A 14,799-nucleotide genomic window follows, 5' to 3' on the forward strand; every position below is an offset into this window, starting at 1 on the left:
AGAGGAAAATGGGGGAATGAAATGCAGACTTTGCTGCTTTGGTTGTTCTATATTTCATCATTTTACGCATTCATCCCGGGTATGATTACTCGTATTTTTGGATTTCGAGTCTTTCGAAGGGGAAAGGGAAAACGGGCGTTTGCACTTACTTTTGATGATGGACCCGACCCGCAATACACACCCCAATTATTGGATTTACTTAAACAATATCATGCTAAAGGTACTTTTTTCGTAGTAGGAAGTAATGCCGAACAGCATCCAGAACTTATTAAGCGAATGCATGATGAAGGGCATCTCATTGGTATTCATAATTATACTCATAAGTCGAATTGGTTAATGCGTCCTAGAACTGTTCGTAATCAGATCATGAAGACAGATAAAATAATACATGATATAACGGGTGAACGTACATCTTACTACCGACCACCGTGGGGGATTATTAATTTGTTTGACTTCTCTAAGCGAAACCAATTCAAAATTGTGTTATGGTCATCTATGTTTGGAGATTGGCGTGAGAGTACGGGGGCGGATCGCTTGGCTACACGAATGCTGAGTAAATTGAAGCCTGGGGAAGTAATGCTTTTACATGATTGTGGTTCAACAGTTGGAGCTAATGCTAATGCACCAGAACAAATGCTCATTGCTTTAGATAAGGTTCTACAAGAGGCTCAGCAGCGTGATCTGCATAGTATTCGTATTGACGACATGATTTCTGCTAAAGAGAACGCAGCTGAGAAAAAGCTTTCACGTAGTAAGCTTGCCGTGGTTAAGTTGTGGTTATTATGGGAAATGATTTTCCATTTTGTTTTTCGTCTTCGAACAGTTACACCGCATAATCCATTTATCCACTATCGACTTCGTCCTTACCAAGGCAACAATATTACCCTAGACAATGGGATGGTTCTACATAAAGGTGACAAAGTGATTGAGCTTCATTTTGACAATGAAAAGTTGTTTCATATTGGAATCAATTCACGTTCAACCGTTCATTTGGCTATTAAAATGATTCGTTCAATGGAGAAAGAACTTCCTTCACTAGCACAGCAGTTAATGGACAATGATGATTTAAAGGATGCCAAGGCATTATATGGTGTAAGTATGATTAATCGTGGACCTGAGAAGTTTGGATTTAGCATTCGTGATTTACCAGAAGGTTGGTTTGCGAAAACAACAGGTCTTTATCTAAAACTTTTAATGAGAATTATACATCCAGCAGGTCAAGATCGCTTGAATGAATCCGCAGATAAATTGGTTCCCAAAATGCTTGTTATGCCAATAGATCAACTAAACAAATATTATGCGGTCAACGGCTCACATCGTAATCCAAATACGAAGGCAAATAAACAGGACCTTGGAGCTGAAGAAGAGCAATTACGGAGTGTATCTTTATTAGGAGCTTCTCAAGGATTAGAAGGTACGCCACCGATTGTATAGTATTCCTTTCAATTTAGATCGCATAATATTCAAATGAAAAAATCCGGACGCTCGTATGAGTGTCCGGATTTGTTATAAAGATCATGTATTGATTTAGTTAATGGCAATCTATTAAATCTTCAACACTCCGCCAGAACTTGCATTGGTTACTAGTTTAGAGTAACGAGCAAGATATCCTGTTTTGACTTTAGGTTCAAAGCCTTTCCAATTTTGACGACGACGCTCAAATTCCTCATCATCAATTTCAAGCTGGATTGTACGATTGTTGAGATCTAGCTCGATGATATCTCCATCCTCTACAAAGGCAATAGGTCCGCCTTCAGCAGCTTCTGGAGAAATATGTCCGATGCTAATACCACGAGATGCGCCTGAGAAACGACCATCTGTAATCAGTCCTACTTTAGCACCCAGACCCATTCCAACAATTTGTGATGTTGGAGCAAGCATTTCTGGCATACCTGGTCCACCCTTAGGACCTTCATAGCGAATGACTACAACATGTCCTTCTACTACTTTACCATTAGCAATTCCAGCTAGAGCTTCATCTTGGGAATCGAAGCAGATTGCAGGTCCTTTATGATAGCCACCTACAGAAGCGTCGACAGCACCTACTTTAATGATGGAGCCTCCTGGTGCTAAGTTCCCGAACAAGACGGCAAGTCCACCACGTTCAGAATGTGGTTGGTCTAATGGGTGGATAACATTGTGGTCAAGAATTTCACAACCCTCAACATTTTCGCGTAACGTCTTAGCAGAAACCGTAATACAGTCGCCATTAATTGCGCCTGGTTTCTTCAGTAGTTCATTAATAATGGCACTGACACCACCTGCATTGTGTAGATCCTCGATGTGCCAGTCTGAAGCTGGAGCGAGTTTAGCCAAATGAGGTACGCGGTTAGCTACTTCATTAATGCGTTCGATTGGATATTCAAGACCTGCTTCATGAGCTAGGGCCAGTGTATGCAATACGGTGTTGGTTGATCCACCCATCGCCATATCTAGCGCAAATGCATTATCTAGAGCGTCCATTGTAACGATATCTCTAGGTTTGATATCTAACTTGATGAGTTCCATTAACTGCTTAGCAGATTGTCTAACGAAATCTTTGCGTTCTGGAGCTACCGCTAGGATAGTTCCATTACCAGGTAGGGCAAGTCCCAGACCTTCTGCTAGACAGTTCATAGAGTTAGCTGTGAACATTCCAGAGCAAGATCCACAAGTAGGACAACCGAACTGTTCAAGTTCTAGCAAGCCCTCATCGGATAATTTACCTACTTGGTGAGCTCCTACACCTTCAAAGACAGAGGTAAGTGAAATGGAACGACCGTTGCTGTCCTTTCCTGCTTTCATAGGTCCACCACTGACAAATAAGGTAGGAATATTAACACGAAGGGCACCCATCATCATACCGGGGGTAATTTTGTCACAGTTCGGGATACAGACCATACCATCGAACCAGTGTGCTGCAACTACAGTTTCTAATGAATCCGCAATGATTTCGCGGCTTGGCAAAGAGTAGCGCATACCAATGTGTCCCATAGCGATACCATCATCTACACCGATCGTATTAAATTCAAAAGGAACACCTCCAGCTTCACGAATGGCTTCTTTGACAATTTTGCCGAATTCTTGAAGATGAACATGTCCTGGAACGATGTCGATATAAGAGTTACATACTGCAATAAAAGGTTTGCCGAAATCCTCTTCCTTTACGCCTGCTGCACGCAACAGACTACGGTGAGGAGCACGATCGAAGCCTTTCTTAATCATATCTGAACGCATTTTTTTGGTCTTCATGTTGTTCAATTTCCCCCCAAATAATTTATGGTTTCATTGCTTTAGCGCGGTTAATCGAAAGAGAAAACATGTAAAGGTTTTACATGAGTCTACCACAAACATATCATTTTTTCTAGCAAGCTATGAAAGAATAAGACACCACCTTTCCATTGAATAGGAGAGGTGGTGTCTTATGTTTGTTAATGCACATACTACCAGAATTATGATTGTTTTTGACACCCTGGAGGGTTACTGTTTAATACAATTCTTTAAAGAAGTGTACAGAATCCAATGTTATCATGATCGATTAAAGCCTCGACGTTCCAAGGAACTGACCCAATGGATTGAGGGTTCTATGATTGGGTGTGCTACAAAGCGTACTGCGGGTTGTGCCAATAGAATGGTTAGTATGACAGCACTTAGTATTAGGACTACTGCATCCAAAGGCCGTTGGATATGTTGATATAACCCAGATGAATAAGCTAGACGAATAATAAAGCCATGTAATAGGAACACGTATAGTGTCCGCCGACCTAATTCAGTTATGCGACTAGCATACATAGGGACCCAAGCGAGAAATGCAGCTGCCGAGATGAATTGCAAGAGATATAGAGCTATACGAAAGACACCAGAAAACCATCCATAAGATTCTAATTGCATATAAGTCATGCTTCCAAATAGCCAACCTTCGGGTAGATTCAATCCCCATAATCCTAGAATAACAAAGATACCCATAGATACGAATGCAGCGCCAAGTCTTTTTTCAAAAGTGAAAAAGTTCAAAAATTTCTCGAAATTAAGGTAGTGTCCGATTAAAAAGAATGGTAAATAAACAAAGGTCCGACTTACACTGAGCCACACGCCATCAAGTTGTAGGTATCCCACCATTACGCCCAAAATCAGAGAAATTATGATCTGATGAATAGGTGATAATTTATACATAGCTAGAGTTAACAAACGCCAAAAGAAGTGGCTAACCAGAAACCATAGCAATAGATAAGGGGCGAAGAAGGAGTGAGTAATAGATCCCATATGAAAGATAGTAATATCCAATAAAGAATAGAGGGACTGAAAAATAACATATTGTATACATATTTGAATTAATATTTCTCGTCCAATCGTACCATGTAGCTTAGCTTTAGAGAAATATCCTGTAACCAGTACAAATAGGGGCATATGAAAAGTGAGAATCCACAAGAATAGTTGATGTACCCCAGTCATTTCTTTAATTAAAGGTTCAATGGCATTGCCAACAAAAACAGTTACAATAAGTAGGAAACGTAAATTGAGAAAATAGGTTTCTCCCCGTTTTTCAAGAGTATTATCCATTGTAATTTCCTCCAGTAGCCTATCCAAAGGCGCTAATTCTCTAGAATGCTTCTCTTTATTTATCTACAATTTTAAATTACTATGCTTAACCGTTTTTAATTGTGATTTATATCACGAATGTAAGCGGTGTCACTTCAATTAGTTGTGTCTATCTATTGAATAGATTGAATACCACATACATTGACAATTTTTAACTGTCGTTCAACAATGGAATTAAATCAACGAAAGATAGTCTAAAGAGGTAAAAATGGAAGGGGGGACTGGATTGCCAATACTTCATGCAGGAATTCATCGAGTGTCTTGCGAAGGCATATTATTTGATAAAGACGGTACGTTGTTCGATTTTATGACTTTGTGGGGAGGTTGGGCAGATTCTGTATTGCAAAGAATGGAAGAAAAACTTACGCTAATCGGAGCTGAATACACAGGGGATAAACAATTCATACTTGGGACTGTACATAATGAGACAGGAAAGCTGTATAATTATGATACGAAAGGCCCTCTTGCTATGGCGACTACAGAGGAGACCATTGGGATATTAGCTTGGCAATTATACCACGCAGGAGTTCCATGGAATGAAGCTACTATGGAGGCATCGTATATTTGTAAAAGCGCTATGGAAGATGTTAAACAACGGAAACCAGCCCATCCCATGCCGGGATTACTAAATTTTTTGCTTCATTGCCGTGATTCCTCTTTGAAAATAGGGGTGGTCACATCTGATGACACTTCTTCTGCTATTGAGCAACTTCAATGGATTGGCTTGAAAGATTTCTTTCAAGTCATCATTGGCCGCGATCAAGTGAGCCAGAGTAAGCCGCATCCTGAAATGGTGGAGAAGGCAGGGATAATTCTTGGACTTCGACCAGAGCAAATGGTTCTTATTGGGGACAGTAACGGAGATATGCAGATGGCGAAGAACGCAGGGATAAGCTTGGCAATTGGGATTACTAATAGGAGCGACGGAGAAGATTACTTGCTTGATGCTGATGTGCTCATTACTAGCTATGATGAATTACAACTGAAATGATAAATGTGGAGGTAAATATAGAAATGCAAAAAATTGAAACCTTAGCTTCGTGGATTCAAGAAAGTGAGCGTATTGTTTTTTTTGGAGGAGCGGGAACTTCGACAGAGAGTGGGATTCCTGATTTTCGTTCAGCAGCAGGGTTGTATCAAAGTGAACAGCACTCACCGTACCCACCTGAGGAGATGCTAAGTCATCATTTTTTTGTAGAGCGTCCTGAGGTATTTTATGATTTCTACCGCACCAAAATGATTCATAAGGATGCTAAACCGAACACTTGCCATCATTTACTAGCTACTCTTGAGCAGCGGGGGCAGTTGAAAAGTATCATTACACAGAATATTGACGGGCTTCATCAAAAGGCTGGAAGTTCAAGGGTATTAGAATTACATGGTTCCATTCATCGCAATTATTGTATGGGATGCGCACATTTCTATGATTTGGACACCATTATTGAAAGTGTAGACTTAGTTCCTCGTTGTACCTCATGTAATTCAGTGATTAAGCCTGATGTGGTACTGTATGAAGAATCTTTAGATCAGACTATTCTTTATGAGGCTATGGAAGCGATCTCTAGCGCGGATTTGATTATTGTTGGTGGGACCTCGTTAACTGTGCAGCCAGCAGCGCAGCTAGTATCATATTATCAAGGAAATCGGTCTGTGCTACTGAACATCGATGCTACGCCTTATGATCATCGAGCAGACCTTCATATCTCACATAAAATTGGAGAAGTCATGGATCAAGTGAGTCGTATACTTGGACAATAATGAAGAAGGTTGAAGCCTGATTGTAATATTTATTCCTGGAATTAGAGAGGTGGATCATAATGGTATATACAGCAAATGAAGAAAGATATACTTCCATGAAATACAATCGTGTCGGGCGTTCGGGTCTGAACTTCCAGCAGTCTCTTTAGGTCTTTGGCATAATTTTGGTGGGGGTAATACATTTGTGCCTCTGTCTTTTTGAATGAGGACAATATTACGCCGGAAGTACTTCGTAAATTGCATGCACTGAATCAATTAGCAGCTACTAGAGGTCAGAGCTTAGCCCAGTTAGCACTATCTTGGGCATTACGTGGTAACAAATTGACATCCGTATTGATTGGAGCAAGTCGTGTTAGCCAGATTGAGGATAATGTGGCAGCTCTAAATAATCTTGAGTTCACAAGTGAAGAGCTCGATCGTATCGAGTCGATTCTTAAAACAGAGAACTAATTCCATTCTAAAGAGACATTCCTAAAGTCATATGGCTTGGGAATGTCTCTTTATTTGCTATATGGAAAAGGAAACTTATTTATCTGTTAGGGAGTATAGCTCTGATCTGCTTCAGCGCCTCCTCATAGTACTCCTCATTCTGATAGTACTCTGTAAAGTAATGCTCGAACCGCTCTAGCATTGCGCCGGCTCCTCTTGCGGTAAACCGTGCATACTGCGGTAATATAAAATCATATAACACGCGCCGCTTATCCGTGCGGATATCCTGTTCTGTTAGACCGCGTCCAATGAAATTCTGTAAGATGCGTTGGTAGCTGTCAATGAATACACGCCCAAAGTTGTAGCCGGTGGACTCATTGCCAGCATAAGTGAACATATGGCTATGAATGATACAGAATTTAGGATTATGCTCCAGTAAAGTGTACTGCCAATAGATTTGATTGAATGATGAATCAAGAAACAGCGTCCGATCATGCAATAATCCCCAATCCTCTCGGCGGAGAATAGTACCTGAGATGAATGAAGCATAAATAGAGGACGCGGTAAGATAGGAAGCTAACCCTTCTCCGGTCTCTACTTTAACTTGACCACCTTCTCCCAGCAGATCAATGTGAAAGACGGCGCAATCTTTATGGGTGTGAAGAATATGGAGTAGAGGAATAAGTGATCCTGCTACATAGAAGTCATCGTCGCCTTGAATTTTAATGAATTTCCCCTTCCCTTGCTCTAGTACATGTAGAATATTAGAATCTGCACCGATATTGTCCTGATTTCGTTCATAGAATAAATTCGTATAGGAAGCTTGATATCGTTCCACAACTTCCTGTGTAGTGTCAGTGGAAGCATTATCGGAAATACGAACTTCGATTAAATCCGTATTTCCTATTTGAGAATAGATAGACTCTAGGCATCTTGCTAGATCTTCTGCGCGATTATAGGTCGGGATACAGATGGATAGAAGGGGCTGATCGCGTCGTTTGTTAAGTAAGTGATTGGCTTCTTCAAGATCTCGGACCCGAACCCATTCACTTGAGCCAGGATCATAAACTTTAAGTAAACGGGCAGGGGAACCACCAACGACACAATAATCAGGTACATCGCGAACAACGACACTGTTTGCTGAAACAACGCTACCTTTGCCGATGGTTACATTTCCTACAATAACTGCATTAGCCCCCACCCATGCGCCTTCTCCAATAATGATGGAAGCTGTAGTTGTGGTAATTCCCTGTGAATGAATAGGAATACCAACCTCTCGGTATTGATGGTCGGTATCAGACAAATACACGTTGGGGCCAATTAACACATTGGCTTCTAATTCTACGTGGTTAACGGCAGATATAATCAGGCCTAGATTACATTGGCAACCGTCACCAATCAAGATTTTGGGAGAGGGCCCTATGCCAGGTGAGATGATGTTGAACCAATAGTGCGCTCGGATAAATACATTACTTCCAATGGATACTTCTTCGGGGTACACAAACTGTCCACCCTCCTGTACATATGTATGGGTTCCAAATCGATAGAAACGGGCAGCGAGTTGTTCCGTAATAAAGACCATTTTTATCCCCCTATTCCAAAAAGTTAAATCCTTTTCCGGATTTCTTACATATATATATACATACAGCTTGATTGAATTAAAGATTACGCTCTCTAGGTCGCCTTTAATTCATTCTATACAGATAGATTGAATTAAAGATTACGCTCCTTAGGTCGCCTTTAATTCAATCTATACAGTTAAGAAGTTTATGTTTCCTTCTCATATTCATGCCTCTTATTTGAAGAAGAAGTACTACGGATAGGTAATTCGTTACTTGGTTGTTGGGATATGCGACAACCACCATAAACGATTAGGAGGATTCATGATTCATGGAGAATTCTGCACAAAATTTAAGAGAGCAAATTTTGCGACTATCTGCGGAATACTACGCGCAAACTTGGCCTGAGAGAACGTTTGAAGCAGGGACTGACTATGTTCCTGTGAGTGGTAAGGTATTTGATCATGAGGAATTGTCCTTTTTGATCGACTCGTCCATGGATTTCTGGCTGACAGCGGGTCGTTATGCAAGTCAATTCGAGAGGAAGTTCTCTCAATTTATGAATCATCGATTTACGCTCTTGACTAATTCTGGCTCTAGCGCGAATCTGTTGGCATTGTCAGCATTAACATCTCCATCTTTAGGGGAGAGACAGCTTCGTCCAGGTGATGAGGTCATTACAGTTGCAGCTGGATTTCCCACCACGGTGAATCCAATCATTCAGCATGGACTCGTGCCTGTCTTCCTAGATGTGGATATTCCGACTTACAATATGGATGTTAAGCGACTAGAAGAGGCTGTTAGTGAGAAGACAAAGGCGATTATGGTCGCTCATACATTGGGAAATCCATTCTGCATTGATATGGTGAAGAAGTTCGCAGATAAGTATCATTTATGGCTGATTGAAGATACCTGTGATGCGGTTGGATCTTTATATAAAGGGCAACAGGTTGGATCATTTGGGGATTTGGCCACGGTGAGTTTTTACCCTGCACATCATATTACAATGGGAGAAGGTGGGGCTGTACTAACTTCAAAGCCACGTCTTAGAAAGATTGTAGAGTCTTTCCGTGATTGGGGGCGCGATTGTTGGTGTGAGCCTGGGAAAGATAATACATGTGGAAAAAGGTTCGATTGGAAGTTGGGTGATCTGCCAGAGGGTTATGATCACAAATATACGTATAGTCATATCGGATATAACTTGAAGGTTACGGACATGCAAGCCGCTATTGGTCTAGCACAGCTTAATAAGCTACCTGAGTTTATAGCCATAAGAAAACGAAATTTCAACTTTTTAAAAGAAGCACTACGGCCTTTAGAGGATGTACTTGTTTTACCTGAGGCGACACAGGACAGTGACCCTAGTTGGTTTGGTTTTCCAATGACTGTAAGAGAAAATGCTCCACTATCTCGTAATGAGCTCGTGCGAGCGTTAGAGCAGCAGCGGATCGGTACAAGATTGCTCTTTGCTGGGAATTTACTACGACAACCTGCATACAAGAACGTATCTCACCGGGTAGTTGGAGACTTAACGAATACAGATATCATTATGAGACAAACATTCTGGATTGGTGTGTATCCAGGTCTGACACAAGAGATGCTTCAGTATGTGGTTGACGTGCTTCATAAGTTGCTTCGAGGGAGGTCTTCCACATGAAGGTCGTTATTTTGGCAGGAGGTTATGGGACAAGAATAAGTGAGGAGACTCATTTGAAGCCTAAGCCAATGATTGAGGTCGGGGATAAGCCGATTCTGTGTCATATCATGAACATTTTCTCCAGTCATGGATTTCATGAATTTGTAATTTGTTTAGGATACAAAGGTCAGATGATCAAGGAATACTTTGCACAATACCATCTGCACGGGACAGATGTCACCTTCAACTTTGGTAATAACAACGAAACGATCCTCCATCATTCACATCGTCCCCCATGGAAAGTAACATTGGTGGAAACAGGACTAGATACGATGACTGGTGGTCGAATAAAGAAGATTCAAAATTATGTGGGGCAAGAACCTTTTATGCTAACCTACGGAGATGGATTATCGGATATTGATATCAGTTCGCTTGTTGCATTCCATACCATGCATGGTAAACAAGCTACTGTCACGGCTGTTCAACCGATGGGGCGATTCGGAGCTCTCCAAATTTCAGAGAATGAGGAAATTAAGGGATTTGAGGAAAAGCCAGTCGGAGATGGAGGTTGGGTGAATGGTGGCTTCTTCGTTCTTCAGCCTGAAGTATTCGATTTAATTGCAGGAAATGACACGGTGTGGGAGCAAGAACCTCTTGAGCAGCTTGCAGCACAGGGAGAATTGATGGCTTATAAGCACACGGGGTTCTGGCATCCGATGGATACCGTTCGTGATAAGAACTATTTAGAACAATTATGGAATTCAGGACAAATCAAATGGCAGAAATAAGGGGTGTCCACAAGGCGGATTCTTCGTTCTGGAATCATAGAAAGGTGTTGATCACAGGTCATACGGGTTTTAAAGGATCGTGGCTTTCTCTATGGTTGAGTTCCCTTGGAGCAGAGGTGACGGGATATGCGCTACAGCCATGTGCCACCCTTAATTTATTCAGCTTGTGTGGTGCAGATAAGATCGTACAGTCTGTCATCGCAGATATTCGTGATAAACATTGCCTGGAGCAGACTATACGTGAGGTGGAGCCGGAAATTATTATTCATATGGCCGCACAACCTCTTGTTAGAAGGTCATATCGCCTGCCTTCAGAAACCTATGAAATTAACGTGCTGGGCACGGTTTATTTACTAGAAGCCGTGAGAGCAGTTGTACAGGATGGATTAGGCATTAAAGCCGTGCTTAATGTAACGACTGATAAATGCTATGAGAACCGTGAATGGGCATGGGGATATAGGGAGAATGACAGCCTTGGAGGGCTTGATCCTTATTCCAATAGTAAGGCATGTTCGGAGCTTGTGACTGCGGCTTTCCGCAGCAGCTATTTCAGTCCGGCAGAGTATGAATCGCACGGGGTTAGTGTGGCAACAGCTAGAGCTGGTAATGTGATCGGTGGCGGTGACGGATCAGAAGACCGTTTAGTTCCAGATTGTATAAGAGCTTTACTCACAGGTAGTAGGTTTGCAATACGAAATCCTCTTGCTACTCGTCCGTGGCAACATGTTCTTGAACCCCTTCATGGATATTTACTCCTTGCACAAAAGATGGTGGAAGAAGGAGATCAATATGCGGGAGCTTGGAATTTCGGGCCAGAGGATGCCAGTGTGAAGAACGTAGAGTGGATGGTCACGAAACTAGGATCACTTTGGGGAGAACAATCTTTCTATGATTTGGATGTGGAAGGGCATCCTCATGAGGCAACGGACCTGAAGCTAGATAGTTCTAAAGCTCGAATGGGTCTAAACTGGCATCCTAAGTGGCGTGTGGAGACAGCGCTTGAGAAGACCGTAGAGTGGTTCCGAGTATACCAGAAGCAAGGGGATATAAGAGAGATGAGTCTGCGACAAATACAGGAATACATGCTCGAGCTGGTATAGGTAGACCACATGGAAAGGAGCATGAGCGTGAAGCTTTCTGATTATGTGATTGATTGTATTCGTGAACAGGGTGTCGCCCATGTATTTGAAATGATTGGGGGGGCGATCGCTCATTTGCTCGATTCAACGTATGGCAAGAGCGATATAGAGTGTGTGTCCATTCATCATGAACAGGCAGCTGCCTTCGCAGCAGAAGGGTATGCGCGTATCAATGGCAAGCTAGGCGTAGCTATGGCTACAAGTGGCCCAGGTGCACTGAATCTTTTGACAGGGGTTGGAAGCTGTTATTTCGATTCGATACCGTGCTTATTCATAACAGGTCAGGTAAATACGTACGAGTATAAATTCGATAGACCTGTCCGCCAAATTGGATTTCAAGAGACGGATATTGTCAGCATCGTTAAGCCTATCGTTAAATATGCAGAGCTTGTAGTCGATCCGTTACGTATTCGTTATCACTTAGAGAAAGCCATATTTATTGCAGGTCATGGACGGCCTGGTCCTGTATTGCTTGATCTGCCGATGGATGTTCAACGTGTGGATATTGATCCAGCGACTTTAGAGAGCTTTTTCGATAGTGAGGAGTATCGGCAATATCAATTAGCTATACCCATATGCACAAGTGAAGATATGGCAGAAGTTGTGGTGAGGCTGAAACAAGCGAAAAGGCCGGTGATTCTGGCTGGAGGTGGAATACGGGCAGGGGGAGCGGCAGAGGAGTTCCGTTCATTTGTTGATTTGACGGGGATACCTGTCGTTCATTCTTTAATGGGGTTAGATGTACTTCCGGCTACCCATCCGTCAAGCGTAGGTCTGATAGGTTCTTATGGTAATCGCTATAGCAATTTAGCGCTGGCTAATTGTGATTTCTTATTAATCTTAGGTTCGAGGCTGGATACAAGGCAGACGGGAACAAGACCGGATACCTTTGCTCGTGGAGCTGTTAAGGTACATGTGGATATCGAGGCCACGGAGTTAAATCAGAAGGTGAAGGCAGATTTCGTTATTCATGCGGATGTGAAGTCTTTTCTTATTGAAATTTCTAAAATTCTTCAAACGAATAAGGAGAAGATCTTTGATTATTCCGCGTGGTTACAGACGATCAGAGGGAATGAAAGCAAATATCCGAGTGGAAATACGGTAATAAAAGAGAGCATCATCGAGCCCAATCGGTTTATGGAGCTGTTGTCTTCTCGGAGCAGTGAGGGGGATATCATTGTACTTGATGTGGGTCAGCATCAAATGTGGGCTAGTCAATCGTTTCGATTGTTGGAAGGCCAACGCTTGTTAAATGCCGGGGGTATGGGAGCAATGGGTTTTGCATTGCCAGCGGCACTTGGTGTGGCCAAAGCTTCTCCGGGGAGTCAAGTTATCGTGATTGCAGGAGATGGTGGGATACAGGTCAATATTCAAGAGCTGCATACGATTGTACAGCATAAGCTGCCCATTAAGATTTTTGTCATGAATAATAACAATCTGGGTATGGTACGACAGTTTCAAGATCAGTATTTCGAAGGACGACGTCAATCTACGGTTCAGGGCTACAGTTGTCCTGATCTAGTAAAGATTGCAAGGGCTTTTGGAATGAAGGCATTAATGATTGATTCTAATGAACAAGCACAGTTAACGATTGATGAGGCTTTACAAACGGAGGGCCCAGTATTCGTTGAAGTGAAACTCGAGATGGATACAACCGTTAATCCAAAGCTTGCAGTCAATCGGCCAATCGAGGATATGTCGCCGTATCTTGATCGCACTGAACTAAATTCGCTGATGCTCAATGATATAGATACTAAGGAAGAATAGCCGGACTCTGATTAAATGATTTTCTCAGGGAGGGTATGTATGGTTACGATTAGCTTATGTATGATTGTGCGCAATGAAGAGAACAGTCTGCATCAATGCTTGTCTTCGGTGGAGGGCATTGCGGATGAAATGATCATCGTGGATACAGGTTCAACAGATAAGACGAAAGAGGTTGCCGCTGAGTTTGGAGCCATATTGCATGATTTCGAATGGATCGATGATTTCGCAGCAGCTCGAAATTATGCATTTAGTCAAGCAACACAGGAATATATTCTATGGTTAGATGCGGACGATACGATAACAGAAAAGGACAGGGTGCTGTTTAAAGAGTTGAAGCGAACGCTAGCTTCCGATGTGCATAGTGTGACAATGACTTATAATTTAGCTTTTGATAGAGACGGGAACGTGACTTCGAGTCTGAGGCGTAATCGTTTGATTCGTCGGGATTGTCAATTTCAGTGGATAGGTCCTGTACACGAATATTTGGCTGTGGGTGGTAACATTGTGAATAGCGATGTGTGCATTACACATAAGAAAGATAAAGAACATACAGATCGTAATTTACAGATTTATCGTAAGCGCGTGGAGCAAGGAGAACAATTTTCGCCACGGGATCTTTATTATTACGCTAACGAGCTTCGTGATCACAGCTTAGTTCAAGATGCAACGGAATATTATGAGAAGTTTCTGGCTACTGGGCAGGGGTGGATTGAAGATAATTTTCAGGCGTGTTTGAAGCTAGCGGAGTGTTATGAACAGCTTGAAGATCAGGAAAAAGGGTTCCATACCCTCTGCCGAACGTTGTTGTACGATACACCAAGAGCTGAATTCTGCTGTAAACTAGGCGCTTATTTTGTCTCAAAGCAACAATATAACCAAAGTATTTACTGGTATGAACTAGCACTACACTTACCTCCTAATGAGTCCATGGGCATCAGAAATTTAGCAATGTCGACATGGTTACCCCAGTTACAACTCAGTCTATGCTACGACCGAATCGGTCAACATCACAAGGCTAATTATCATAATGAGCTTGCCTTAAGCTTTTATCCGTCCCATCCGAGTATGCTCTATAACCGCAATTATTTCAAAAATTTATTAGGTTCAGAATACGTAGAAATAAACCGTTTCCCCAAATAATACTA

At 42.1% G+C, this 14,799-nt stretch carries 11 protein-coding genes and 1 pseudogene; 9 read left to right on the forward strand and 3 right to left on the reverse strand.

Going from position 1 to position 14,799, the window contains the following annotated elements:
- Positions 1 to 21: 21 nt before the first annotated feature.
- Positions 22 to 1,434, forward strand: a complete 1,413-nt coding sequence (locus UB51_RS02670; RefSeq protein WP_044875954.1) for a polysaccharide deacetylase family protein — start codon at positions 22 to 24, stop codon at positions 1,432 to 1,434.
- Positions 1,435 to 1,545: 111 nt separating this feature from the next.
- On the opposite strand, the gene ilvD is transcribed toward UB51_RS02670, so the two are convergent.
- Positions 1,546 to 3,231 carry a dihydroxy-acid dehydratase gene (gene ilvD, locus UB51_RS02675; RefSeq protein WP_044875955.1) on the reverse strand — a complete coding sequence of 562 codons (1,686 nt, stop codon included), beginning with the start codon at positions 3,229 to 3,231 and terminating at the stop codon, positions 1,546 to 1,548.
- 276 nt (positions 3,232 to 3,507) lie between these two features.
- A complete protein-coding gene (locus UB51_RS02680) occupies positions 3,508 to 4,539 on the reverse strand; it encodes an acyltransferase family protein (RefSeq protein ID WP_044875956.1) in 1,032 nt (343 codons plus the stop codon).
- 265 nt (positions 4,540 to 4,804) lie between these two features.
- On the opposite strand from UB51_RS02680, the gene UB51_RS02685 reads away from it, so the two are divergent.
- From UB51_RS02685 to UB51_RS02695, 3 genes and pseudogenes are all read left to right on the forward strand, one after another.
- A complete protein-coding gene (locus UB51_RS02685; RefSeq protein ID WP_234405527.1) occupies positions 4,805 to 5,569 on the forward strand; it encodes an HAD family hydrolase in 765 nt (254 codons plus the stop codon).
- A 23-nt stretch (positions 5,570 to 5,592) separates the two neighbouring features.
- Positions 5,593 to 6,336 carry an NAD-dependent protein deacylase gene (locus UB51_RS02690; RefSeq protein ID WP_044875958.1) on the forward strand — a complete coding sequence of 248 codons (744 nt, stop codon included), beginning with the start codon at positions 5,593 to 5,595 and terminating at the stop codon, positions 6,334 to 6,336.
- A 189-nt stretch (positions 6,337 to 6,525) separates the two neighbouring features.
- Positions 6,526 to 6,786 (forward strand): annotated as a pseudogene (locus tag UB51_RS02695) (aldo/keto reductase); the annotation flags it as partial.
- Positions 6,787 to 6,865: 79 nt separating this feature from the next.
- Here UB51_RS02695 and UB51_RS02700 read toward each other — a convergent pair.
- Positions 6,866 to 8,347, reverse strand: a complete 1,482-nt coding sequence (locus tag UB51_RS02700) for a glycosyltransferase (protein ID WP_044875960.1) — start codon at positions 8,345 to 8,347, stop codon at positions 6,866 to 6,868.
- A 308-nt stretch (positions 8,348 to 8,655) separates the two neighbouring features.
- Between UB51_RS02700 and rfbH the strand changes: the two genes are divergently transcribed.
- The 5 genes from rfbH to UB51_RS02725 are packed head-to-tail and all read left to right on the forward strand — an operon-like array spanning position 8,656 to position 14,794.
- Positions 8,656 to 9,981 carry a lipopolysaccharide biosynthesis protein RfbH gene (gene rfbH, locus UB51_RS02705; RefSeq protein ID WP_044875961.1) on the forward strand — a complete coding sequence of 442 codons (1,326 nt, stop codon included), beginning with the start codon at positions 8,656 to 8,658 and terminating at the stop codon, positions 9,979 to 9,981.
- Complete coding sequence (rfbF, locus tag UB51_RS02710) at positions 9,978 to 10,748, forward strand: glucose-1-phosphate cytidylyltransferase (RefSeq protein WP_044875962.1); 771 nt, start codon at positions 9,978 to 9,980, stop codon at positions 10,746 to 10,748. The genes rfbH and rfbF overlap by 4 nt, the downstream gene beginning before the upstream one ends.
- Positions 10,736 to 11,848, forward strand: a complete 1,113-nt coding sequence (gene rfbG, locus UB51_RS02715; protein ID WP_044875963.1) for a CDP-glucose 4,6-dehydratase — start codon at positions 10,736 to 10,738, stop codon at positions 11,846 to 11,848. Before rfbF ends, rfbG begins: the two co-directional genes overlap by 13 nt.
- 27 nt (positions 11,849 to 11,875) lie before the next feature.
- A complete protein-coding gene (locus tag UB51_RS02720) occupies positions 11,876 to 13,654 on the forward strand; it encodes a thiamine pyrophosphate-binding protein (RefSeq protein WP_044875964.1) in 1,779 nt (592 codons plus the stop codon).
- Positions 13,655 to 13,693: 39 nt separating this feature from the next.
- Positions 13,694 to 14,794: a tetratricopeptide repeat-containing glycosyltransferase family 2 protein gene (locus UB51_RS02725; RefSeq protein WP_044875965.1), complete on the forward strand. Its 1,101-nt coding sequence runs from the start codon at positions 13,694 to 13,696 to the stop codon at positions 14,792 to 14,794.
- Positions 14,795 to 14,799 lie beyond the last annotated feature (5 nt).

Origin of the sequence: Paenibacillus sp. IHBB 10380, from assembly GCF_000949425.1 — a bacterium.
In the GTDB taxonomy this organism is placed as follows: domain Bacteria; phylum Bacillota; class Bacilli; order Paenibacillales; family Paenibacillaceae; genus Paenibacillus_AQ.

What these genes read in the sequence shown, in the direction of transcription:
- UB51_RS02690 (WP_044875958.1), top strand. Translation starts at nt 5,593, where the DNA reads ATGCAAAAAATTGAAACCTTAGCTTCGTGGATTCAAGAAAGTGAGCGT.
- rfbH (WP_044875961.1), top strand. Translation starts at nt 8,656, where the DNA reads ATGGAGAATTCTGCACAAAATTTAAGAGAGCAAATTTTGCGACTATCT.
- UB51_RS02680 (WP_044875956.1), bottom strand. Translation starts at nt 4,539, where the DNA reads ATGGATAATACTCTTGAAAAACGGGGAGAAACCTATTTTCTCAATTTA.
- rfbF (WP_044875962.1), top strand. Translation starts at nt 9,978, where the DNA reads ATGAAGGTCGTTATTTTGGCAGGAGGTTATGGGACAAGAATAAGTGAG.
- UB51_RS02700 (WP_044875960.1), bottom strand. Translation starts at nt 8,347, where the DNA reads ATGGTCTTTATTACGGAACAACTCGCTGCCCGTTTCTATCGATTTGGA.
- UB51_RS02670 (WP_044875954.1), top strand. Translation starts at nt 22, where the DNA reads ATGCAGACTTTGCTGCTTTGGTTGTTCTATATTTCATCATTTTACGCA.
- rfbG (WP_044875963.1), top strand. Translation starts at nt 10,736, where the DNA reads ATGGCAGAAATAAGGGGTGTCCACAAGGCGGATTCTTCGTTCTGGAAT.
- ilvD (WP_044875955.1), bottom strand. Translation starts at nt 3,231, where the DNA reads ATGAAGACCAAAAAAATGCGTTCAGATATGATTAAGAAAGGCTTCGAT.
- UB51_RS02725 (WP_044875965.1), top strand. Translation starts at nt 13,694, where the DNA reads ATGGTTACGATTAGCTTATGTATGATTGTGCGCAATGAAGAGAACAGT.